General features: G+C 41.0%; 23 protein-coding genes and 1 pseudogene. 3 read left to right on the forward strand and 21 right to left on the reverse strand.

Annotated features, from left to right (window positions below; all coding sequences use genetic code 11):
* Positions 1-126: 126 nt before the first annotated feature.
* Entirely contained in the window at positions 127-519 is a 393-nt protein-coding gene (locus F3G98_RS00300; RefSeq protein WP_103642993.1) for a hypothetical protein, read from the forward strand.
* Between the two features lie 34 nt (positions 520-553).
* On the opposite strand, the gene F3G98_RS00305 is transcribed toward F3G98_RS00300, so the two are convergent.
* From F3G98_RS00305 to F3G98_RS00320, 4 genes and pseudogenes are all read right to left on the reverse strand, one after another.
* Positions 554-2,389: an aryl-sulfate sulfotransferase gene (locus F3G98_RS00305; RefSeq protein WP_103642994.1), complete on the reverse strand. Its 1,836-nt coding sequence runs from the start codon at positions 2,387-2,389 to the stop codon at positions 554-556.
* Positions 2,390-2,842: 453 nt separating this feature from the next.
* A pseudogene (locus tag F3G98_RS00310) lies at positions 2,843-3,338 on the reverse strand (ABC transporter ATP-binding protein); the annotation flags it as partial.
* Positions 3,335-4,060, reverse strand: coding sequence for an ABC transporter permease (locus F3G98_RS00315; RefSeq protein ID WP_149725585.1), 726 nt, complete (start codon positions 4,058-4,060; stop codon positions 3,335-3,337). The pseudogene F3G98_RS00310 and the gene F3G98_RS00315, both read right to left, overlap by 4 nt.
* Positions 4,057-4,974, reverse strand: coding sequence for an ABC transporter substrate-binding protein (locus F3G98_RS00320; RefSeq protein WP_149725586.1), 918 nt, complete (start codon positions 4,972-4,974; stop codon positions 4,057-4,059). Before F3G98_RS00320 ends, F3G98_RS00315 begins: the two co-directional genes overlap by 4 nt.
* A gap of 153 nt (positions 4,975-5,127) precedes the next feature.
* On the opposite strand from F3G98_RS00320, the gene cooS reads away from it, so the two are divergent.
* Positions 5,128-7,167, forward strand: a complete 2,040-nt coding sequence (cooS, locus tag F3G98_RS00325; protein WP_149725587.1) for an anaerobic carbon-monoxide dehydrogenase catalytic subunit — start codon at positions 5,128-5,130, stop codon at positions 7,165-7,167.
* 201 nt (positions 7,168-7,368) lie between these two features.
* On the opposite strand, the gene F3G98_RS00330 is transcribed toward cooS, so the two are convergent.
* The 6 genes from F3G98_RS00330 to gltX all read right to left on the reverse strand — a co-directional run bounded on the left by F3G98_RS00330 (position 7,369) and on the right by gltX (position 12,180).
* On the reverse strand, positions 7,369-8,052 hold the full coding sequence (locus tag F3G98_RS00330; protein ID WP_103642998.1) for an MqnA/MqnD/SBP family protein: 684 nt from the start codon (positions 8,050-8,052) through the stop codon (positions 7,369-7,371).
* Positions 8,049-8,321, reverse strand: a complete 273-nt coding sequence (locus F3G98_RS00335; RefSeq protein ID WP_149725588.1) for a barstar family protein — start codon at positions 8,319-8,321, stop codon at positions 8,049-8,051. The genes F3G98_RS00330 and F3G98_RS00335 overlap by 4 nt, the downstream gene beginning before the upstream one ends.
* On the reverse strand, positions 8,318-8,824 hold the full coding sequence (locus F3G98_RS00340; RefSeq protein ID WP_103558710.1) for a ribonuclease domain-containing protein: 507 nt from the start codon (positions 8,822-8,824) through the stop codon (positions 8,318-8,320). Before F3G98_RS00340 ends, F3G98_RS00335 begins: the two co-directional genes overlap by 4 nt.
* A gap of 9 nt (positions 8,825-8,833) precedes the next feature.
* Entirely contained in the window at positions 8,834-9,460 is a 627-nt protein-coding gene (gene upp, locus F3G98_RS00345) for a uracil phosphoribosyltransferase (protein WP_012140343.1), read from the reverse strand.
* A gap of 90 nt (positions 9,461-9,550) precedes the next feature.
* Complete coding sequence (locus F3G98_RS00350) at positions 9,551-10,804, reverse strand: malic enzyme-like NAD(P)-binding protein (protein ID WP_103575121.1); 1,254 nt, start codon at positions 10,802-10,804, stop codon at positions 9,551-9,553.
* Entirely contained in the window at positions 10,801-12,180 is a 1,380-nt protein-coding gene (gene gltX / locus F3G98_RS00355) for a glutamate--tRNA ligase (RefSeq protein WP_103636571.1), read from the reverse strand. Before gltX ends, F3G98_RS00350 begins: the two co-directional genes overlap by 4 nt.
* A 70-nt stretch (positions 12,181-12,250) precedes the next feature.
* Here gltX and F3G98_RS00360 point away from each other — a divergent pair, with 70 nt between their 5' ends.
* Positions 12,251-13,081 (forward strand): peptidylprolyl isomerase, encoded by an 831-nt coding sequence (locus F3G98_RS00360; protein WP_107968971.1) that lies wholly within the window; start codon positions 12,251-12,253, stop codon positions 13,079-13,081.
* Positions 13,082-13,106: 25 nt separating this feature from the next.
* On the opposite strand, the gene F3G98_RS00365 is transcribed toward F3G98_RS00360, so the two are convergent.
* The 11 genes from F3G98_RS00365 to xseB all read right to left on the reverse strand — a co-directional run bounded on the left by F3G98_RS00365 (position 13,107) and on the right by xseB (position 22,926).
* Positions 13,107-13,502, reverse strand: coding sequence for a YeeE/YedE thiosulfate transporter family protein (locus tag F3G98_RS00365; protein ID WP_223231275.1), 396 nt, complete (start codon positions 13,500-13,502; stop codon positions 13,107-13,109).
* 189 nt (positions 13,503-13,691) lie between these two features.
* On the reverse strand, positions 13,692-14,783 hold the full coding sequence (dapE, locus tag F3G98_RS00370; protein ID WP_149725589.1) for a succinyl-diaminopimelate desuccinylase: 1,092 nt from the start codon (positions 14,781-14,783) through the stop codon (positions 13,692-13,694).
* On the reverse strand, positions 14,783-16,693 hold the full coding sequence (locus F3G98_RS00375) for an EAL domain-containing protein (protein WP_149725590.1): 1,911 nt from the start codon (positions 16,691-16,693) through the stop codon (positions 14,783-14,785). The genes dapE and F3G98_RS00375 overlap by 1 nt, the downstream gene beginning before the upstream one ends.
* A gap of 90 nt (positions 16,694-16,783) precedes the next feature.
* A complete protein-coding gene (locus tag F3G98_RS00380) occupies positions 16,784-18,988 on the reverse strand; it encodes an endonuclease MutS2 (RefSeq protein ID WP_149725591.1) in 2,205 nt (734 codons plus the stop codon).
* Positions 18,985-19,329: a hypothetical protein gene (locus tag F3G98_RS00385; RefSeq protein WP_103611668.1), complete on the reverse strand. Its 345-nt coding sequence runs from the start codon at positions 19,327-19,329 to the stop codon at positions 18,985-18,987. Before F3G98_RS00385 ends, F3G98_RS00380 begins: the two co-directional genes overlap by 4 nt.
* A complete protein-coding gene (locus F3G98_RS00390) occupies positions 19,323-19,640 on the reverse strand; it encodes a hypothetical protein (RefSeq protein ID WP_103611667.1) in 318 nt (105 codons plus the stop codon). Before F3G98_RS00390 ends, F3G98_RS00385 begins: the two co-directional genes overlap by 7 nt.
* Positions 19,640-20,947, reverse strand: a complete 1,308-nt coding sequence (murC, locus tag F3G98_RS00395; RefSeq protein WP_103611688.1) for a UDP-N-acetylmuramate--L-alanine ligase — start codon at positions 20,945-20,947, stop codon at positions 19,640-19,642. Before murC ends, F3G98_RS00390 begins: the two co-directional genes overlap by 1 nt.
* Positions 20,948-21,033: 86 nt before the next feature.
* Positions 21,034-21,387, reverse strand: coding sequence for an MmcQ/YjbR family DNA-binding protein (locus tag F3G98_RS00400; protein WP_103643004.1), 354 nt, complete (start codon positions 21,385-21,387; stop codon positions 21,034-21,036).
* A 3-nt stretch (positions 21,388-21,390) separates the two neighbouring features.
* Positions 21,391-21,951, reverse strand: a complete 561-nt coding sequence (locus tag F3G98_RS00405; RefSeq protein ID WP_103643005.1) for a DNA-3-methyladenine glycosylase I — start codon at positions 21,949-21,951, stop codon at positions 21,391-21,393.
* Complete coding sequence (locus F3G98_RS00410) at positions 21,948-22,742, reverse strand: carbon-nitrogen hydrolase family protein (RefSeq protein WP_103621071.1); 795 nt, start codon at positions 22,740-22,742, stop codon at positions 21,948-21,950. Before F3G98_RS00410 ends, F3G98_RS00405 begins: the two co-directional genes overlap by 4 nt.
* Positions 22,735-22,926 carry an exodeoxyribonuclease VII small subunit gene (xseB, locus tag F3G98_RS00415; protein WP_004317712.1) on the reverse strand — a complete coding sequence of 64 codons (192 nt, stop codon included), beginning with the start codon at positions 22,924-22,926 and terminating at the stop codon, positions 22,735-22,737. Before xseB ends, F3G98_RS00410 begins: the two co-directional genes overlap by 8 nt.
* Between the last annotated feature and the right edge of the window lies 1 nt (position 22,927).

Below are 22,927 nucleotides of genomic sequence, written 5' to 3' on the forward strand. Positions count from 1 at the left end.
TTTGAGATAGAGGATGAAAACTGGGCTTCTGGCGTAGATACCGCACTAAAGCTTTTTGATAAATATTTTAATAAATTTAAAAATGAAGCATTTGTCATAAGCGCCTTAAACTACGACGATACTAACTTGAGCGATGAAACGATTGAAATAAAACATTTGCACGATAAATTTAAAAAGCTAGGCATCTTGCAAGAGCCAAATGAGCACTTTGATCTTGGTTTAGATGGTGAGATTTTGCTGCCTGCCATCTGCCTTAGGATAGATGCTTTAAAATTTAATGAGATCAAAGATCTAGCCAAACTACTCATGCTTTATACATACTCCTTAAACGAGTGGTGCTTTTTTATCTTTCCAAGCCTAAATTTAGCGCTTTATCCGCATGATGAGAGAGGTTTTGGATGCATCGGGCTAAATGACGATACAAAAAATGGATTAAATTTTTTAGAGTTTTGTAAAAAGGAGAAAAATGCAAAGGTTGTTATAAAAGAGCAAATAAATTTTAAAATCAAGCAAAACTAAAAGCCCCCCTTGCCGAAGCAAAGGAGGGAAAAATTTACTTTTCAAACGCTTTTTGCAAGCTAAATGGAAACGCTTGATAGCCCATAGCATTTGTCATCTTTATCTCGATGCTAGGCTCTTTTGCGCCCCACTCAAACTCATCGATGTGTGGGCTAGGAAGTCCTACTGGGCGACCTTTTGCGATGTCAAACTGCATGCCAGCAACGGCTGAATAGACCATCACGCTATCAAGGTCATCTTGATACTGCGTAAGGCTTGTAACTGAGCTATACCACTCTTTGCCGCGCTCTTTGCCATACTCCCAGATCTGCTCAACGGTCTTTTTGTTCTCATCGATCTTATAAACGACCGCGCGAGAGTACTTCATGCCAGCGATTGCTGGTTGCTCCATGCCCCTTGTGTCGCCGTTGTCAAAGACACTTAGATAAATTTCGCCTTTTTTAGACTTGCTATCTATCCTAAATGCCGTATGTTGCGTCCATTGCCAGTCAAAGCCACCTTTGTCACTCTCGTATCCTGGGCATTTTGAGTACTCATCTTCGCAGACGATCTTGTTGCCTTTGCTATCGACTGGCTGAAGAAGCTTATCTTTAAATTTATCGCTCCAACCCTTGTGAGCGCCCATGATCCATTTTACTTGTTTGTCACGGCCGATCTTTATAACTGCGTCTTGGTGGCGGCTTGAGATGATGATGCTATCATCGCTTGGGTCGTAATCCACACTATTTACGTGTGCCCAGTTACGTCCAGGACCAGCGCCAACTATGTCACCCCATTTATCGTGTGTATCCATAGACTGAAGCTCATCAGAGCTTGCAGTGTGGCCTGCTTTTTTAGCGTCTATGTTTAAGCAAACTGCGCCTTGATCAAGCGTTTTTAGCACGATATCGCGGTAAGGATCAAGGATTTCATATAGTCTAAAGTCATCAACTACGTTGCCGTCACGGTCAAGCTCAACGATGACGTCGCGCACTGTTCTTACGTTTTTGCCATCAGCCCTTTTGTAGTCGGCATTTGCCACGCGCAAGAAGTAGTGTCCGTTTTGTGCTACGTCCATCGAGTGTGAGAAGTCGTTGTAGCTAGCTGGTAGCTCGCGGTTGAAAATTTCTCTACCCATAATGTCGTATTTTGCGTATCTTTGGCCATATCCCCAAGTCATAGCGCCGTCGTCATTTTGCTTAAAGCCCATCATAACGCCAGCGTGAAATGGCTGTTTTAGGTCGTAAATTTTGCTTGGCTCAAGGTACCATCTAACCTCGCCTTTTGTGTCAAGGATGAAGTTATTTGGGCTGTAGTTCCACTCGATCGCACCGCCAGCTGGGTTGTTCCAAACGACTTTTGTGCCCTTGCCTGTTTTATTTACAAAGTTATTTACATAGTAGAGGCGGTTTGCAAATTTAGCGCTCGCAGGCTTAGTAACCTCGATCTTGTCAAATAGCGCGCCCTTTTGATTTGGTGTGCCAGCACTCTCTAGGTAGATAGCTGGAGCGTAAATTTTATAGCTCTCTTTTATATGCTCAGTCTTGCCCTTGTAGCTCTTGTCGTACTCGACTTCAACGGTGTTTTGATAGTCAGGATACATGCCAAAAACTGGGATGCCACCATGTGTGCGAAGATGCTTGTCAGCCACTTTGTAGCTTATCACTTGACCACCTTGTTTTGGCACGATAGTGACCTTAGCGTTGCTTAGTGTGTAACCGCCATTTTTGATGACTGCTGTAAGTGGGGCAGTATCGTAAGGATTTACCACTACTTCGCCGATCTGCCCAGTGATAGCGTAGTCAAGTTTAGCTCCGCTTGGACCGCCTATCGCAAAAGCACTCGAGCAAAGCACAGAGGCTAGTGCAACACAACTCAAAGTCTTTCTCATAACATCTCCTTTAGATAAATTTTATAAACTCTACTCATAAAGCTTATAAAATTTAGAAAAAGCCTCGGCAAAAACCAAGGCTTAAATTAGTAAAAGGAATAACAAAAATGATTTGCTTTGTGTGTAATTGTAGTAAATCTTTATAACATAAATTTCACGCTAAGATTAATAATAGCTTAAAATTTAAAAATATATTTAAAATTTATTAAATAGCGTATTCAACCTCGTTATCTTCGCCATTTATAAGGTCAAAGATCTTAGCTTTTAGCTCAAAATACTTTAGATCATGCACGCCAAAATTTGGATTAGTTATCTCTTTTATAATCACGCCATCGTGCAGGATCACGATCTTATCAGCCAAAAATAACGCCTCATCGATATCGTGCGTGACAAAGATAGTGGTTTGCGTCTTTGACATCTGCTTTAAGCTTTTTTGTAAATTTGTCCTTGTTATTGGATCAAGTGCAGAAAATGGCTCGTCTAAAAATAGCACCTCAGGGCTTAAGCTAAGTGCCCTTGCTATAGCGATACGCTGCTTTTGGCCGCCACTTAGCGAGTGTGGGAAGAGCTCGGCCTTGTGAGAAAGACTAACAAGCTCCAGAAATTTGCTAGCTCTCTTTTCTTGTTCAAATTTATCCTTTATGCCAGAGCATTTTAGGGCAAATTTGATGTTATCTTTTGCGCTTAGCCATGGCATTAGCGAGTAGGTCTGAGTGATGATCTGGCGCGATTTGTCTAGTGAAATTTTCTTTGTATAAATTTTATTTTGCATTGAAATTTCACCGCTACTAAGCTCGCTCGTGCCACTTAGGATGTTTAAAAGTGTCGTCTTGCCAGAGCCACTGCCACCAAGCAAAACGCAAAATTCATTCTGCTTTATCTCTAAATTTATCCCTTTTAAAATTTTAGCGTCCCCAAAAGATTTGGTTAAATTTTTTATCTTTATCATCGTCCAAGTCTCTCCCCTGCGTATCTTTCAATGAGCGAAAAGATGAAATTTATCACGATACCTATCACGCCGATCACAAAAATCACCGCCATTACGCTATCTATCCTAAGCTGGTTTCTAGCGTCTATTATGAGATATCCTAGCCCGCTTTGCGCTCCCACCATCTCGCCAACTACTAAATTTATCCAAGCAAGGCTCGCTGCTAGTTTTAGCCCTGAGATGATGCTAAAAAGGCTTGCTGGCATGATGACGCCAGTGATTATTTGCATTTTGCTAGCTCCAAAGCCACGAGCTGCTAAAACAAGCTCATTTGGCACGCTTTTTACGGCATTTATAGTAAGAAGCAGCATAGGAAAAAATATCGCATAAGCGATGATGAAAATGGTCGGTTTATCTCCGATGCCAAAGGCAAGGACTATCAAAGGTATCCAAGCAATCGGCGAAATAGGACGCAAAAGCCCGATAAGCGGCTCAAATGCGTTTGCAAATTTTGGGAAAAGTCCAAATATAAGTCCAACCAAAACCGCAACAAGCGAGCCAACGAGAAGTCCTATGACGTATCTAATGAGTGAGTCAGTGACGCCAAGAAGCAGTTTGCCGCTTTTTGCAAGCTCTAAAAATGCACCTACCACCTCTTTTACGCTTGGTACCAAGTCCCCACTAAAAGCTTGCCAGATAAGCAAAGCTAGGGCTAAAACGAGAATTTGAAAAAGGTATTTCATCTTTGCTCCAAGTATGAGTTTATCTCTAAATTTGCTAGTTTTTGATTGCCTAATTTTTTGCTGATTAGAAATTCTTTTAGCTCTTCTAGCTCTTCTGTCTTTAGGCTTAGATCGTCGTAGCTTACGATCTCTTCATCAAGCACTAGCTTTAATAAATTTGCATTTTGACTTAAGATCTCATTGCCCAAAAGTGCGCTTTTTTCGTGATCTTTTGTGATAAAGCTTGCTGCTTTTCTAAAAGCATCTAAAAGCTCGTTAAAATAAGGCTTTGAGAGGATCTCTTCTTGAAAATTTAATGTGCAGCAGATGTGGTTTGGCTTTATATCTTTTGAAAAGAGTAAATTTTTCGCCCTGCCTTTAAAATTTACCGCCATTTGCCCAAATGGCTCAGCCACGATATAAGCGTCTATTTGATGGCTAAGAAGCGCAAAAGGCATCTCAGGTGGCGCCATCTCAATGATATCTGCACTCATATTTTCACGCTTTAAGATCGTATCAAGTAAAAAATAGTGCATGCTAAATTTTGAAGGCACAGCGATCTTTTTGCCAGCAAGCTGCTTAAGACCGGTCACGTCGCTTCTAGCCACAAGGGCTGAGCCATTTTTGTGAGCTGATAGCACAGTCTTTATCTTTGCGCCATTTGCTCTTAGCATAAGACCTAGTGGAGCTAGCATAAAAGCCCCGTCAATCGCCCCTGCCCTAAGCGCCTCAGCTAGATCAACCCAGCTGGCAAATTTAATAGGCACTATCATGAAATTTTCACTTTTATGAAGCTTTGAAGCGATGATGCATAGATGATCGCTTATCGGCACAAAGCCTATTTTTACGCCGATCTTTGGAGTGCTTGCTAGAGCTTTTTGGCTACTAAGAGCCAAGAAAGAGCCTAAAATTTGTAAAGCATAACGCCTGGTCATAAATTTTCCTGAATTTTATTTTAAGTGTGTAATTATAGTAGCCAAAGCTAAAATTTACACTAAATTTATCCTAAATCAATCTCTGTGAAAATTTTTGATGATATAATCCAAGACTTATCCAAAAGATAAAATTTACTTGCATAAGGAGCAAAAATGCAAACAAACGACGAAATTTTAGGCATCAAGATCCAGAAATACGGACTTGATAAAGAGGCTAAGCCAAATGAAAAAGGCTTTTATGACTACAAAGACGAGGCAGAATTTACAGACTACTCAAACGCTATCTCACTTTATAAAAAAACCTTTCCAAATAAGCAAAAAGTAATAGAAGAAACACCTGATCCAGCCGTTAGCGAAATGCTCCTAAAAATGCAAGATATGGGGATCGAGACTGTTTTTGATAGATTTGACAAGCAAAAGCCACAATGCACATTTGGCATGGCTGGAATTTGCTGTAAGATCTGCTTTATGGGGCCATGTAAGATCACATCAAAGGCAACTCGTGGCGTGTGCGGCGCTGATGCGGACGTCATCGTAGCTAGAAATTTACTCCGTCACGTAGCTGGCGGTGCAGCGGCTCACGGCGCAAGAGGCAGAGAAAACATGCTAGCTCTTAAAAACGCAGCAACTGGTAAGCTAAATATCCCAATAGAAGGCGAAGAGAAAGTGCGTGCGGTCGCAAAGGCTTTTGGGCTTGATGAGAGCAAAAGCATAAACGAGCTTGCCTCGCAGATCGCTGATATCTTGCTTGAAGATCTATCTCGCACCTTGCCCGAAGAGCACAAAGCCATAAAGACCTTTGCTCCAAAAGAGCGTCAAGAGGTGTGGAAAAAGCTTGATATCTTGCCAATAGGCGTCTATCACGAGGTTACAGAGAGCCTTCATAGAACGAGCACAGGCACAGATGGCGACTGGCGAAATGTAATGAAGCAGTTTTTCCGCACAGGCCTAGCTTACGCTTGGTCAAGCACGCTTGGCACGTCTATTGCGATGGATTGTCTATTTGGTCTGCCAAAGCTAAATGACTCTAAGATAAATTTAGGCGCTATCAAAAAAGGCTACGTAAATATCGCACTTCACGGACACTCTCCACTTTTAGTAAGTGTCGTCGTTAAGCTTGGCAAGAGTGAGAAATTTCAAAATTTAGCTAAAGAAAAGGGTGCGTTAGGCATTCAGTTTTATGGTGTTTGCTGTAACGGACTTTCGGCTATGTATCGCTACGACGGCGTTATACCGCTTTCAAACGCAGTTGGCGCAGAGCTTGTCGTTGGCACGGGAGCGCTTGATCTTTGGCTAGCTGACGTGCAAGATGTCTATCCTACCGTTATGGAGGTAGCAAGGTGCTTTAAAACGACAGTCATCACTACAAGCGACTCTGCAAGGCTTCCTGGAGCTGAGCACATCGGCTTTGATCATCATCACTCAAATATGAGTGAAATTCACGAGATCGCAGAGAAAATTTTATATAGAGCACTTGAGAGCCATGAAGCTAGAAAAGGCATACCAGTGCATATCCCGCAATACGAAGTCGAAGCTAAAATGGGCTTTTCACTAGAAAATGTAAATAAAATTTTTGGCTCAACACAGGTTATCGCTGATGCGATAAAAGAGGGCAAGATACTTGGACTTGTAAATTTAGTCGGCTGCTCAAATCCACGCGTAGTTTATGAAAAAGCTGTTGTAAACGTAGCTAGAACGCTTCTAAAAAATAATGTCCTAATAATGACAAACGGCTGCGCCTCATTTCCACTACTAAAAACAGGACTTTGCAATGCAAATGCGCTTGAATACTGCGGCGATAGCTTGAGAGAATTTTTAGCCCCTTATAAGATCCCACCGATCTGGCACATGGGCGAGTGCTTGGACAACGCTAGGGCTTCAGCGATGTTTAATGCGCTTAGCCAAAACTTAAGCACTGACATCAAAGACCTGCCATACGCATTTTCAAGCCCTGAGTGGTCAAATGAAAAGGGCATAGATGCCGCACTTGGCTTTAGACTACTTGGAATTTCATCTTACCACTGCGTATTTGCCCCAGTTCAAGGCTCAAAAAATGTTGAAGAATTTATGGCAAATGGCACATTGCCGATCCTTGGCTCAAAAATGGTAGTAAATCTTGATCCCGTCGCACTTGCCGAAAATATCGTAACTGACATGAAGACAAAACGAGAAAAACTTAGCTGGAGAGCGTAAGGTAAATTTACACGCTAAGCACTTTGGTCTGCTCCAAAAAGCCACTTTGGCGGAGCAGATCTTATAAAAACGTGATCAAAATAAGATGAAATTTTGCCTCTAAAATGCTTTTGTGATTTTGTCAAAAATAAAGCAAAGTCTTATCTTAGAGGATTTTTTTGCATCACAACTTTAAACATTTATATAAAACTCTAAATTCATCTAGTTTTGCGATACTGCCTCTCTTAAAAACCTATACTCTTTAAAAAATTTGCGGAGTGATTTTTGCTCTTTTGGGCCTATTTTGTAGCTTATAAATTTCAAATACCACTTGATATCTTGCTCGCTTATGTCGCGGCTTTTAGCGTACTTGGCCAAGATATAGTTTGGGATTTTTACATTTTTTTGTAGAAATTTTGCGACTAGCCTTTTGTAAAACGAGCCATTTTTTACGTAAGAAAATCTACCAAAAACAAATGGCAAATTTGTCTTTTCGTGCCAAATTTGACCAAGGTCGTAAAAGCACTCTTTACCCTCGCTTAAGTATGCCTTTAGCGCCCTATCGCCTATGATCACCTCGCCTTTTAGATGAAGTATATTTGCTAGGGCGTTTGAGCTAGCTGAAGCTGGGTCAAATTTCATAGCGGAGTTTTTGCGAACAAGCACGCTTTTGACATCTTTTTTGGCGACTATTCCAAAATTTAGCTTCTTTAAATTTGCCTTTTTACTTGCTATGCTTGAGATCACCGCAGCGTCGATCTTTCTAGCGTTTAGCGCTCTATTTAGCTTACTTGGCACGCCTTTTTTAAACTCGATCGCCTTTTTTACCTGAGTTTTGAGTGGAGCTGATTTTAAAAAAACGTGAAATGGGAGTAAATTTAGATAATCAATCTTTCCAAATATCATTTTTCATCTTTTACAAGCTCAAATTTAACTAGCTCGTTTTCGTTGCAAACGTCGCAAAATAGCTGGGTTAAGCTCTCTTTTAGCCCTGTTTCTAAGGCATCTTCGTTTTTTAGCTTTATAAGAGTTGGCTCATTTATCTCGCAAAGACAGTCAAAGAGCGCGTCTAAATTTTTGCCGTAGTACTCTGGCAGGTCAAATTTCTTTGCAAAATACTCATGCATCTTCTCTTTTTCGAGCATTTTTTTAGCATCCAAGATCACGATTTTCATTGCATCCTCTTCTCATAAAGCAGATAAAAATGCTCGTAGTGATCGGGCGTGTAGTAGATAAGTCCGTCGTTTGAATATAAAATTCTCTCAGCGCCACGCCTGCCGCCATTATAATTTACATCGCACTCAAACCACTTTCTACCATCAGCCTCAGGCAGCCTCTTTTCTCGGTTTGAAAATCTATCTCCACCGATGCTTTTGCCGCCACTTACCTGCCATAAATTTCCGCTTTTTGCGTCCCAGCCAAGTTCAAGTGCCTCTTTTTTAGTTATAAAATTCTTTGGCAGCTTGTTAAATTTATAGATATAAAGTGCGACCTCATCTTTTGAGGTGTATGAGCCGTTTTCTGCAAGGCTCTGGCTCTTTTGCCCCTCTTTGTTTAGCTGCTCAAGTAAAATTTGAGCGTTTTTGTTTGCCTCGCCGCCCTCTTTTGAAAAAAAGAAGGTGCCTATGATGATAGCAATGACAAAGGCAACTAAGGCTGGAAAAAGTCTTTTGTTCAAATTTTGCCCTTAAAGTGTGTTAAAAACTCTATCGCCAGCGTCACCAAGGCCTGGAACGATGTAGTTTTTCTCGTTTAGCTTCTCATCGATCGATGCCGTATAGACCTCGACGTCTGGGTAAATTTCGCTAAATCTCTTTAGTCCTTCAGGTGCAGCGATGATAGAGATAAATTTGATCTCTTTAACGCCTTTTTCACGCAAGAACTTAACCGCGTCTATCGCCGTGCCGCCAGTTGCAAACATAGGGTCGATGATGATCGCCATGCGCTCTTTTGCGTCTTTTGGAAGCTTTGCGTAGAAAAACTCAGCCTGCGCTGTCTCCTCGTTTCGCTGAAAGCCCAAAAAGCCCACACTCGCATCTGGGATGATGGTAAAAACGCTATCAAGCATGCCAAGCGCAGCCCTTAAGATAGGGCATATCATCACCTTTGTAGTAAGCCTCTTTGCGTCTGCCAGCGCAACTGGGGTTTGGACTTTGACATCTTTTACCTTTAAATTTCTAGTCGCCTCAAAGATCATAAGATAACTGATCTCATCAACTAGCATGCGAAACTGAAAAGGCTGGGTGTTTTTATCACGTAAGATTGTTAATTTATGCTCGATCAATGGGTGTGAGATGAGCTTCACGTTTTGCATTTTTTGTCCTTAAATTTACTGTTTTTACAAGGTTTGTCTTTTATAAAATGCCAAGAGAAGAATTTAGCCCAAAATTTGGGCTAAATTTGATTAAAAACCTTTTGCAAGTTTGGCTTTGTAAGCCTCAACGTCAAACTCTTTTACTCTCGCTACGCCATCTTCAACTGCAGCTTTTGCAACTGCTGGAGCGACCGCTGTTAGCACGCGCTTGTCAAATGGTTTTGGGATGATGTACTCTTTGCCAAATTTTAGCTCGCTAACACCACTTGCTTTTAAAACTTCAGCTGGCACTGGCTCTTTTGCAAGCTGTGCAAGCGCTTTAGCTGCTGCCATTTTCATATTTTCAGTGATCTTTTTAGCTCTAACATCAAGCGCACCTCTAAAGATAAATGGAAAGCCCAAAACGTTATTTACTTGGTTAGGATAGTCGCTTCTGCCTGTGCCCATCATAACGTCATCTCTTACAGCTACGACGTCCTCTGGGAAAATTTCAGGCACTGGGTTTGCCAAAGCGAAGATGATAGGCTCTTTGTTCATCGACGCAACCATCTCTTTTGTCACAACGCCAGGCTTAGAAAGACCTAAAAACATATCAGCGCCTTTCATCGCATCTGCTAGTGTCCTATCCTCGGTCTCAAGCGCAAATTCAACCTTTTCTGGAGTTAGGTCTGTTCTTTTTGAGTGGATGACGCCTTTGCTATCTATCATCACGATGTGTTTTGCGCCAAGTGCTTTATACATCTTCGCGCAAGCGATGCCAGCTGCACCTGCGCCGCTAACTACGATCTTTATCTTAGATATATCTTTACCAGAAATTTCCATCGCATTTATAATGCCAGCGCTTGTTATCATCGCTGTGCCGTGCTGATCGTCGTGCATTACAGGGATATCGACTGCTTCTTGAAGCTTTCTTTCTATCTCAAAGCACTTTGGAGCGCGGATATCTTCTAAATTTATACCACCAAATGTCGGAGCAAGAGCCTTGCAAATCTCAACGATCTTATCAGGATCATGCTCATCTAGCTCGATGTCAAAGGCATCAACGTTTGCAAATTTCTTAAATAGCACCGCCTTGCCCTCCATAACTGGCTTACCAGCGATAGCGCCGATGTCGCCAAGTCCAAGAACAGCCGTGCCATCGGTGATAACAGCTACTAAATTTGCTTTATTTGTATATTTATAAGCTAGTTCAGTATCTGCATTTATCTCTTTACAAGGCTCTGCAACGCCTGGTGTATAGGCCATTGAAAGGTCTCTTGAAGTCTCGCAAGGTGTCTTTACCCTGATCTCGATCTTACCGCCTATATGGTAGTTTAGTGCCTCTTCTTTAGTTACATGTGTCATTTCTCTTCCTTTAATAAATTTTGTATTCTGTTTTTGATCTCGCTGCTACCTACTACTTCAAGCACTTCAAAGATACTTGGGCTCACGCTTGAGCCAGTTAGCGCTATCCTCAAGGCTTGAGCCAGATCTTTTAGTTTTAAGCCATTTTGTTCTAAAAATTTATTAGTTAGCTCCTCGTAGCCCTTTGCGTCAAGGTCGCGGTCTAAAATTTGAGCAAATTTCGCCAAAATTTCTTTGCTATTTTCATTTATAAATTTAGCCCAAGCTTTCTCATCATAGCTTTTTGGAGCGTTGATTATCGCATTTGCGCTATTTGCCATTTCGATTAGCGTTTTTGATCTCTCACGGAGTGAATTTAGCAGCAGCTCGCCTTTTACCAAAGCCTTAAAATCCACGCCAAACTCGAGCATATCGTGCGCTAGTCTCTCGTAAGGCAAGGTCTTGATGTAGTGAGAATTTAGCCAATCAAGCTTTTGGGCGTTGTAGGTGCTTGAGCTTTTGTTAATATCGTTTGGATTAAAGTATTTAAGCATATCCTCGATAGTAAAAATCTCATCATCGCCGTGGCTCCAACCAAGACGAACGAGAAAATTTAAGAGCGCTTCAGGCAAGTAGCCCATCTTTTTATACTCCATAACGTCAGTCGCGCCGTGTCTTTTGCTAAGCTTTTTGCCGTCCTCGCCATTTATCATCGCGACGTGGTAAAATTTAGGCGTTTTAAAGCCAAGCGCCTCGTAAAGAACGATCTGTTTTGGGGTATTTGAGAGGTGATCGTCGCCACGAATAACGTCTGTTACTCCCATTAGCGCGTCATCTATCACGACCGTGAAGTTGTATGTCGGTGTGCCGTCGCTTCTTGCGATGATGAAGTCGTCTAGTATATCTTCAACCTTAAATTTAACCTCGCCTTTTATGCCATCATGTATGACGATCTCGCCGCTAAGTGGGGCTTTTATACGGATAACTGGCTCGATACCAGCTGGAGGCGTGCCTTTAAAATCTCTATATCTATTATCATATTTTGGGCGCTCTTTTCTTGCCTCTTGGCTAGCTCTAAGCTCCTCAAGCTCCTCTTTGCTCATGTAGCATTTGTAGGCTTTGCCCTCATCAAGCAGCTTTTTAACATACTCTTTGTAAAGATCAAATCTCTTTGACTGATAGGTCACTTCGCCGTCGTGATCTAGCTTGCACCAGGCAAATGCCTCTTTTATGGCTTGCGTGGCTTCTTCTGAGTTTCGTTTTAAGTCAGTATCTTCGATGCGGAGCAAAAATTTTCCATTGTTAGCTCTTGCGTATAAATAATTATAAAGAGCTGTCCTAAGTCCGCCTATGTGTAGGTATCCAGTAGGCGACGGAGCAAATCTAGTAACTATCATTTTGTGCCTTATTTTTATGTTATAATTGCCCAAAATTATATTTACTAAATACTTAAACAAAGGTTTCATTATGAAAAAATTGCTCTTTTTGGCTGCTGGCGTGTTAAGTGCCTTAAATTTATATTCAGCTCAGATGATAAACGGCATCGCAGCTATCGTGGAGAACGAGCCTATCACGCTTTACGAGGTTTATAGTTTGAAGGAACAGCTAAAGACAACAGAGCAGGACGCTTTAAATTTGCTTATCAGAGATAGGCTTGAAGATGCACAGATAAAAAACTTAAATTTAAGCGTTACGCCTTTTGAGTTAAACGACAGGATCGAGGCGATCGCAAAGCAAAATGGCATGACAAATGCGCAGTTTAGAAGCTCTATCCAAGCTCAAGGCATGGACTTTTTAGACTTTAAAAACAACTTAGAGCACAAGATGCTTCAAGAAAAACTTTACAAAAGCATAGCTGCTGAGGCTGGCAAAAATATAAATGAGCAAAAAGCAAAGGCGTATTTTGACGCTAATCCTGATAAATTTAAGGTCTTTAGCACCGCTAGAGTCGTAGTTTATAGAGCAAAAGACCCAGATCTGCTTGAAGCTCAAAAGACAAGTCCAAAGCTGCTAGATGGCGTGCAAACACAAGAGGTTAGCTTGGACTATCAAAGCATAGATCCAAGGCTTGCTGCTATCATCTCAAGCACAAATAACGGCGACTACACACAGCCTTTGCAAGGACCTGACAGCTTTGATATGTTTTTGGTAAAAGAGAAGATCGGCTCATATACACCAAGCTTTGCTGATGTAAAAGATAACGTTATAAACGAGCTTTACCAAGGCGAGCAAGAGAAATTAATGAGTGATTACTTCGAAAAACTCCGCGCAAAAGCTAAAATTCAAATTCTAAGATAACTTCAAATTTAGCCATCTTTGGTGGCTAAATTTCTTCAAAATTTATAAGCAAAAACCTGCAAAAGCAGTCAAATTTAATTACGCTTTTTTGGTAAAAATTCAACGTAAATAGCGTAGATATGAGGGCTGTTACGGCATACGGGGCAAAAGGTGTGATGCCAGCTCCCATTTGCACTAGGTGTTTGCCAGGGCAGCCATAGCTTAGGCTAAAGCAAAGACCAGCGAGCGTCATACCAAGGAAATTCCAAAGCATATCATTGTGAGCGATAGGCTGAGCTTCAAATCCAAATTTGTATTGATTTAGCACTAAATTCGTTACGCTTGCGCAGACGATGATAGAGATGACACCATAAAACATCGAAAAGTCACGCTCGAAAATTTTACTGATCGCACCAACTGAGCAAAATTTACTTCTTTGCATAAATGCGCCATTTTGCCAAGTTTTATGTCAAAGATAAGTGCTATCAAAAATAAAATAGCAATGATAGTTAGCAAAAGTCCTATCACCTTTGCGGTGGTTTCATTTTCAGACAAAACGTAGCCGTTTTTTGAAAATTTATTCTAAAAACGCTAGAAATGGCGTTTAAATTTAGCTATTTGATAAAAAAGATTAGTGAAAATTTTCTATAAGGTCTTTAAAAATTTCATAAAGTTTATTTACTTCATCAAGGCTCACTCGTTCGTTTTTGGCGTGTATGCGGTCGTTTATGACACCAAATTCTATCGCATCTACGCCAAACTCAGCAAAGTGCCTTGCATCGCTCGTACCGCCCTTTGTGTTTAAAAGTGGCGTAACGCCAGTGATCTTTGTGACAGATGCCATTAAATTTCTTACGATCTTGCTATCTTTGTTCGTTAAAAATCTCTTTGAGCTTTGCTTTATACTAAGCTCGTAGCTAAGCCCATCTAAAACGCTTCTAAGATAGCTCTCAACGTCATTTACATCGGTTAAATTTGAGTTTCTAACGTTAAACATTATGCTAAGCTCGCTTGGCGTGACGTTGCAAACCTGCATGCCACCACGAATGTCCGTCACCACGATCTTGCTTGGGCTAAAAAACTCGCTCCCGCCGTCCATATCGTGATCAGCTATCTTACTTAAAAGTGGAGCTATTAAATTTACTGGATTTAGGCACTTTTCAGGGTATGCCACGTGACCTTGAACGCCCTTTATTACGATCTTGCCATTTATCGAGCCACGTCTGCCAACCTTTATGCTATCGCCAAATTTCTTATCGCAAGTTGGCTCAGCCACGACGCAAAATTTTGGCAGGTCACCTATCTCACGCAGATATTCAAGTGCCAAAGGCGTGCCATAAGTGCCATCGCCCTCTTCATCGCTTGTTAAAATTAGGCTTAGCTTGCCATTAAATTTTGCATCTTTAACAGCACAAACAAAGGCAGCCACGCCACTTTTCATATCCTGCGCACCTCTTGCGTAGATGTAGCCATCTTTTTCAAGTGGGTTAAATGGCTCACTATCCCAGCCATCTCCTGGAGGCACGACATCAACGTGTCCTGCAAAGGCTAAGTGCTCGCCGTCTCCATAAATTTTAGAAAGTATGAGATTTTTTGTGCCGTTTTTTTCTATAAATTTAGCCTCAAAATCAGGCATAAATTTAGCGATAAACTCCAAACTTCCAGCATCTTCTGGCGTGATAGAGCGAAAGCTTAAAAGCTCTTTTAAAAAGCTAACTACCACTAAAACGCCTTTTTAGAAGGAATTCCCAAGTAAAATCCCTGGAATTCGTCGATGCCTATCTCCTTACAGACGTTAAAGATTTCTTTAGAATGAACATACTCTGCGATCGTTTTTATGCCAAGATCCTTTGCAAAAGCCACGATCGCGCTAGCGATGGCGTATGAGTCTTTATTGATATCGATGTCTTTGATGATAGAGCCATCTATCTTCACATAGTCTGGCTTGATCTTTATGATATAAGAGAAATTTGAGTAGCCAGAGCCAAAGTCATCGATCGCTATCATAGCGCCCATGCTCTTTGCTCGCTCGATAAAGACTGAGACGCGCTCAGCACTCTTTAGCTCCTCGTCTTCAACTATCTCAAACACTATCCTGCCAGCGACATTGTGCTTGTTTAGTAAATTTAAAACAAGTGCGCTAACGTCGCCATCTATCATATCTCGGCTGCTTAAATTTATAGAAAGAACCAAATTTGGATCCTCTATCAAGTGGTCAAAACACTTCTTGATGAGCTGTTTTTCAAGGTCTGCGTAACGCTTGATACGCTTTGAGATATCTAAAAATACACTTGGCGAGATGACGTCGTCGCGGTCTAAAATTCTTATCAAGCATTCATATTTTATAGGGATCTTTTTCTCGTCAAATATCGGCTGAAAATACGGCACGATGTTATCATTTATCGTAGCGTTTTGGATCAGTTTTGAGCGCTCGATCTGATTTGCGTATTCATCTTTTTGACTTAGTCCTTTAAAGTAGCAAACATAGTCTTTATCAAGCGTCTTAGCTGATTTTAGCGCGATGGTTGCCTTTCTTAAGGTCTGGTCGCTATCAAGCGCAAAGCCTATGGTGTTGTGAATTTCTATATCATCGACCTCTACGCCATTTTCATCTTTTATGCTAAGCATCCTGCCTTTAAAGATATCTAGTAAATTTTCAGCAAGCTCTTCGTATCTGTCGATAAAGTCGTTATTATCTTCAACCAAAGCAAATCTGTCTGCCTCGATACAATAAGCCTTCATATTCTCATTTTTTGCAAATTCCTTGATGAGATTTGCCATCTGTTTTAGTATCTGGTCACACACGTATTTGCCGTAATAGTCGTTCATCTTGCCAAAATCATCGATATCCATAAGTATCACTTTTGGATATTTATACTCGCTCACATCTTTTATGAGTGCTGCCTTGTTAAAAAGTCCAGTCATCGGATCGATGTATAGCCTCTCTTTTAGTTCAGCGATCTTAATAGTGCTCTCTTCTTTTACTTTTAGATAGTCAAATTTGATGTTTAGATACTTAAATACAAACCAAAGACAGACCGCAAGCCCTAAAAATAGACCGATCGAGCTTAAGATCAAAGTAAGAGTCATATTTTTCATCAGCCACTGAAAATAAAATTGGTCGCTAGTGCCAGTTATCCTTTGATCTATATGCGCTTTAAAGCCTAAAATATAGTCGTTCACGGCGACAAACATACATACTTTGGCGCTGTTTTCTGGCAAAATTTCAGCCTTGAAATAATTCTTTTGAAAATCATGCGAGTAGATGTCACCACAGCTCTTGTCTTCGTAGTCTTTATTTACGAGGCTTTTGTCTGAAGAGGCCTCTATCTTAAAGCCATTTTTGCCATTTTCTTTTAGTAAAAAGACATCGCCAAAGGCGGCATTGCTTATGTAATTTTGAAAATCTAAGACACTAAATTTACTTATATTTTTAAAGTAATTCACATATTGATCTGTTAGATACTCAGTCTTTTTTTTGAGGCCAAAGTTGTTTGTAGAGAGCGCATTATTGTATTTATATGAATAGACAGTTAAATTTTCAATTACAAAGAAAGCAAAAAGCAAAACCACGACCAAAGTGACGGTTTTAACCATACTAAAGTGCTTTTTTTGCGATTCGTCACCTGGCATAAAGTTTAAACTTCCTTTCTTAAATTTTTCTAATAGATTATATCTAAGCTAAATAAAAAATTTCTTTCATTTTTTAATTAAAAATTTAGCTCAAAGTTTAACGATCTTTGCGCCGTATCCGCCTTGATTTGCCGGTGCATCATGAAATTCTTTTACGCTTGGATGCTCTTTTAAGAAATTTTTAACAGCAAAGGCGAGCTTGCCAGTGCCGATGCCGTGAAATACGCTAACTTCATCAAATCCCATAACAAGACTATCTGAGATAAATTTATCAAGCTTAGCTATCGCCTCGTCAGCTCTCATGCCGTGCAGATCAAGCGAGAGCGAGGCCGTTTTTGGCTTATCGACACTTAAACTTACGCCGCCTTTTTTAGGCAAGACTACCTCGTTGCCATTTTTTCTTAAAAGCTCAAGTGGTACACGCAAATTTATGCCATTTGACTCGATCATTGCGTCATTTTTAGAGATGCTTAAAACCGTGCCTTTTATATTTTCATATTTCACTCTATCGCCTACTTTTAGGCTCTCGCGCTCAGTTTTTTTAGGCTTAACGATGGCAGCTTTTTTTTCATTTGCCACGTTTAGCGCTCTTTGCTTGTCTTTAATGTCCTTGAAATTTATAACAGCTTTTGCCGCATTTATCGCTTCATAATACTCTTTTTCAAGGCGCGCAATAGTCGCATTTAGCCTGATCTCATTTCTCTCTTTTAGCTCTTTTTGCTCCTCAAGCAAGCGCTCCAGCCGCTCCTCTTTTGACGTAACCTCTTTTATCCCCTCATCAAGCTTGGTTTGTAAATTTAGCGTCTTTGTGATGATCTCGTTTAAATTCTCTTTATCTTCGCCATAAATTTTCTTTGCCTGCGCCACTAAATTTTGAGATATACCGTATCTTGCCGCCGTTTCAAAGGCATAAGACTTGCCGATCGTGCCTTTTAAAAACTCAAATTTAGGCCTTTGAGCCGCCTCGTCGTAAAGTGCCGCCACTAGCTCAACCTCTGGATTTTTAGCTAGCAACATCGCAAGGCGCTTGTGGTGGGTCGTGATGATCATTTTGATATCTTGAGTGATGAGGCGCTCTATCATGACGCCATATAAGCTCGCAGCCTCCTCAAAATCGGTGCCAAGCTCGATCTCGTCGATGCCTATGATGATCGATTTTTTAGTAAAAAGCTTTGCAAAATGCACCATCCTGCCAGCAAAGGTCGAGATGTCGTTTTTCACGCTTTGCGGATCTTCTATGATCGCGTCAAATTCTTTAAAAGAGCCGATGCTTGAGCGGTTTGCGTCAATACGCATAGGCAGCAGATACTTTGCAAGCAGCGTGGCTGAGATGATTGATTTTAAAAGCATCGACTTACCGCCAGCATTTACGCCAGTTATTAAAAGCACTTTTTTACTAAAATCCACGCTCACGCTCTTTGGGTTTTTTAGCGCTGGGTGGGCAAATTTCTCAAGCTTTATAACATGCGAGCTATTTGGCAAAACAAACTCATAGTCACGTGACCTAGCCAAATTTACACGAGCCTGATATGCGTCAAACTGATCAAAAGCGTTATTTATAAATTTCAAAAAGAGCAGGCTCTTGCTCATCTGCAGGCTAAATTTCTTGCAGTGCTCAAAAATGATCTCCTCTTTTTTATCAAGTAGCTCGCTTTGCTCCTTTTTTAGGCGCTCAGTGCTTGCAGGTGCGACGTAGAAGTAGCCGCCTGAGCTTCTAGCGATCACTGTGCCTTTTAGGGCGTGATTAAAGCCGCCACGCACCAAAAGTGCCTCTTGCGAGTTGATGTAGTGCGTCTGGGTATCGACTAGATAGGGCGTGATGTGCTTTGAGTAGATGAGTTTTTTAAGCTCAGCGTCGATCTGGCGCTTTTTCTCGCTAAAAGCCTGCTTTATCGCAGCAAATCTCTCATCCACGCTGTCGCTAAACTCGCCGTTTTCATCAAAGCTGTTTGCCATCTGGCTCATCGCTTCAGGGATTTCAACTTTAGCGATCCACTCGCCAAGCCTGCCTTCAAATTTTTGCTTTTTTAGATATGAAAAATACTTAATAATCTTTGCAAACTCGTAAATTTCGCTGATGTGAAGCACTGCTTGCTTACTAAGTCTCATAAGCGCGTCGTCAAGCTCTTTTATCTCATCAGGAGCCTTAAAATCATACTTTGAAAGCTCGTTTATATTTTCAAAGTGGATTTTACTGTCGCCTTGTAAAAATAGCGGTTTTTGCCTTGCTAAAAAGGAGTTAAATTTATCCAGATACTCGCCTAGATCGAGCTTTAAAAATATCTCTTCAGTCATTGCTCGCAACTTTTTATAGGCACGATGACGCCTGAAAGATCGCTAAATTCTCGCTTTGGCAAAAATGAAGCCGTGCCAAATTCGTAGTTAAATTTCTCAGCGCTTACGTTGTATTCGCCACATTTTAGTGTTTTGCCCTGCTTAAAGTCAGTCACTAGCTTTGAGATAGCATCCTCGTTTTTTGATAAATTCTCTTCGTAAAAATAGACGCAAACAAGGATAGCTACAAGCACCGCGCTAACGAGCGCTTTTACGCCTTTACTGATCTTTTCATCTTTTATCGCCCAGATCGCTCCAAAAAGTAGCATCACGCCGGCGATTATTATCAAATTTCTTACCATTTCACGCCTTTATACTTTGCGATGAGCTCTTTGTAAAGCTCAGCATGAGGCTTGATCTTTTCTAAAATTTCAGCCCTAACCTCGCTGATATCTTGCTTTTCAACCAGCAAGCAAACGGCAAGATACGGGGCATTTGGCAGCATATCTTTTATCTGGGTGCTATTTAGCTTTTGCGACCTTGCAAGCGCGATCAAGATATCTTTTTTGCCTAAATTTATAAGGCTTGAAATTTCTTCTTCACTTAGCTCTTTTTCTTTTATCTCTTTTAAAATTTCATTTTCATCTTGAGGCTTGAAACTACTTAGATCCATTAATATCCGCCTCTTAACTGCACGCTGATATCGCCCGCTCCAAAGCCAACTACGATGCCGTCACTTAGGCGGTTTTTCACGCCAAATTCATCTGTAAATTCTATCCCCTCTTCAACCCTCTCGACCTTGTCTGTAAAGATCGGGTTATACTCGCTAAATTCGCTCTTCATATCAACTTCGATCGGATTTTCTCCGGCTGCATAAACTGGCAAGATGACAAGCTCATCAACGCCTTTAAAGCACTCTTTAAAGCCAGGTAAATTTGTGCTAAGTCTTGTGTAGCGGTGTGGCTGAAATATCGCTGTTACGCTCTTTATACCTAAAATTTTGGCGTATTCAAAGACTGATTTTAGCGTCGCTTTTATCTCGGTTGGATGGTGCGCGTAGTCGTCTATTAGGACGAAATTCTTGTTTGCACTAAGGATGTCAAAACGCTTTTTGATGCCTTTAAAATTTAATAAATTTTCTCTGATATCTTTTAGCGGCGTCTCGTGCATCGCAGCTAGAATAGCCAAAGATGCGTCTATGGCGATGTGCTCGCCCATGCCAAAGGCTTCAAATTTGCCTAAATTTTTAAGGTTAAAGCTAGTGTATGGCTGATAGTCTCTTACAACCATCGTTAGCTCAGTGATATCTGTGCTTGGGTAAAGTCTGATCGCATCAAGCTTAAGCGTGCTTAAAAACTCGTCCTCAGCGTTTATCACCCTAACTTTCGCGCGCTCCAAAAAGCCCTTGTAGGCTGCGTAAAATTTAGCTAGATCGTAGTCGTAGTGCTCCATATGCTCTGGCTCTGCGTTGGTGACGATGGCTAGATATGGGTTTGAGTTTAGAAAGCTAGAATCGCTCTCATCAGCCTCAAATACGACGTTATCGCTCTTTGCGTAGCGCATATTTGAGCCAAACTGCTTTGAGATGGCACCGATGATAACTGAGCCTTCTATTAGGCTTGCTAGCATCGCTGAAGTCGTACTTTTGCCGTGCGCGCCAGCTACTGCAAAGACACACTTGTCTTCAAGCACGTAAGGCAAAATTTCTTTTCTTGAAAAGCACTTTATGCCCTTTCGTCTGGCCTCGACTAGCTCGATGTTGTCCTCTTTTATCGCAGCTGAGTAGACCACGAAGTCTTGGTCTTTTATCGCCTCTTTGCAGTGTGGCGTGATGACCTCGATGCCTTCACTTTGAAGTTCAAGCGTCGTCTTGCTCTCTTTGATGTCGCTACCGCTTATCTTGTGGCCTTTTTCGTGTAAAAATCTAGCGATGGCTGAGATGCCGATGCCGCCGATGCCTATAAAATGGACTTTTTTGATCTCGTTGTTTAGCTCTTGCAAATTTTATCCTTAAGTTTTTCGTGATTTTAACAAAAACTACTAAATTTAAGGCTGAAAAATGGCTTTTATTTGCTTAAACTAAAGCTTTCATCTATCAGGTCAAAAACGGTTTTTTGTGGGATTTTTGAGTTTAAATTTACACTTATCCAGTGCTTTTTATTCATATGATATGCTTTAAAAATTTGCCTCTCATCAACTAACACCATCGCTAGATCTGGGCTACATTTTAGGTTTAAAACTTCTATCATCTCGTCACTTTTAAGACCAAGCTTGCTAGCGTTTAGCTGCATAAGTAGCGCAAACCACTTCTTGTTATTCTTGTGACGAAAGACGCTAAATTTTGGATATTTTGGAAAAATTTGCTCACCCAAAATGTCAAATTTCTCTTTTATATATTTTTCAACTTCACTTCGTTTCAAATTTCACTCCGAAATTCCTTTGCAAAAGCACTCATTTTCGTGATCATCGATGACGCCAACGCCTTGTAAAAACGAGTAGATGATCACAGCGCCTACAAATTTAAAGCCACGCTTTTTCATATCTTTTGAGATGCGCTCTGAGAGCTCACTACTTGCTGGCATATCCTTAGCGCTTTTTATGTCATTTATCACGCGTTTGCCATTTGTAAATTTATAGATGTAGTTATAAAACGAGCCAAATTCAGCACAAAGCTCTAAAAAAGCCTTGGCATTTTTTGGCAAAGAGTAAATTTTAAGTCGGTTTTTGATCGCTCTATCATCGCTTAAAAGGCTTTGAAGCTTTGCCTCATCGTAGCTAGCGATCTTGTTTGCGTCAAAGCCGTCTAAAATTTGAGCAAGCCCAGCTCTTTTTCGTAGCACATAGTCCCAGCTAAGGCCTGCTTGAAAGCCCTCTAAAATGAGCATTTCAAAGAATTTCTTATCATCTTTGACCACCCTACCCCACTCATAGTCGTGATAGCTCCTGCTAAACTCGCTCTTTTTGGCCCAGACGCAGCGCTTCATCTTTTAAATTTAGCCTCTATCTGCATAAAGCCCCAAGTGCTTCTAGCCTCGCTAAGCTCCTTTTTGCTAAGCTCATCGATCATCATCTCTTCATTTTTGCCAAGCCTGTTCTTAACCTCGCCAAATGGGCTAATGAGCATCGAGTCGCCGTAAAAACTCCACTGCTCATCCTCGCTCTTGTGGCTTCCCACGCGATTTACACGAAGCACATAAACGTTGTTAGTAAAGGCTCTAACCTTTAAAAGCTCCTCCCAGCGCGCCTGAGAAAAAAACGTGCAAGCCGTTGGCACAAGCACGATATCGACCTTTTTAGCGCTCATATATGCCCAGCAAATGTCAAAGTGCGCCTCGTAACCAAACATGACGCCAACCTTAAATTTATCGTATGTAAAGATGGGTAAATTTAGCTCTTCGCTTGCGTTGCTAAAAAACTTCGCCTCGTTCCAATGCGCGTAAGGCATGAGAATTTGCTGATCGTATAGCTTTACTTGCGTTTGGCTAAATTTGGCTAGGCTTTTAAATATCTCCTTGCCTTTTAAATTTATGATAGGTGCGATGATGTTTAGATCATACTTTTTTGCCATCGCAAAGAGCGCCTCTTTTTTGCGCTCGCTCTGCTCTTTTATGAGGCTTTTTGGCATGCTAGCAAGCTCTTTAAAGAAGCTATTTAGCACGTATTCGCCAAGGACAACCAGCCTTGCGTTTTCGTCCGCGCAAATTTTAAGGTAATAATCAAGCCTCGCCTCGCTTAAGGGCTGCGTTGGTAGCTGAAGAGCGCAAATTTTACTCATCATCCACCTGCTTTATACTAAGTTTTGCGTTTTCTAAAATTTCTCTTGCTTCATTTAAGAGCTTTTTGCCCTGCTCGTGCAGCTTTATGCTATTTTCTAAGCTCACATCATCTTTGTTTAGATCGTTTAAAATTTTATCAGCTAGGGCTAATTTCTCTTCAAAACTTTGCTCTTTTTGCTCCATT

Source organism: Campylobacter concisus, from assembly GCF_902460895.1.
In the GTDB taxonomy this organism is placed as follows: Bacteria; Campylobacterota; Campylobacteria; order Campylobacterales; family Campylobacteraceae; genus Campylobacter_A; species Campylobacter_A concisus_BC.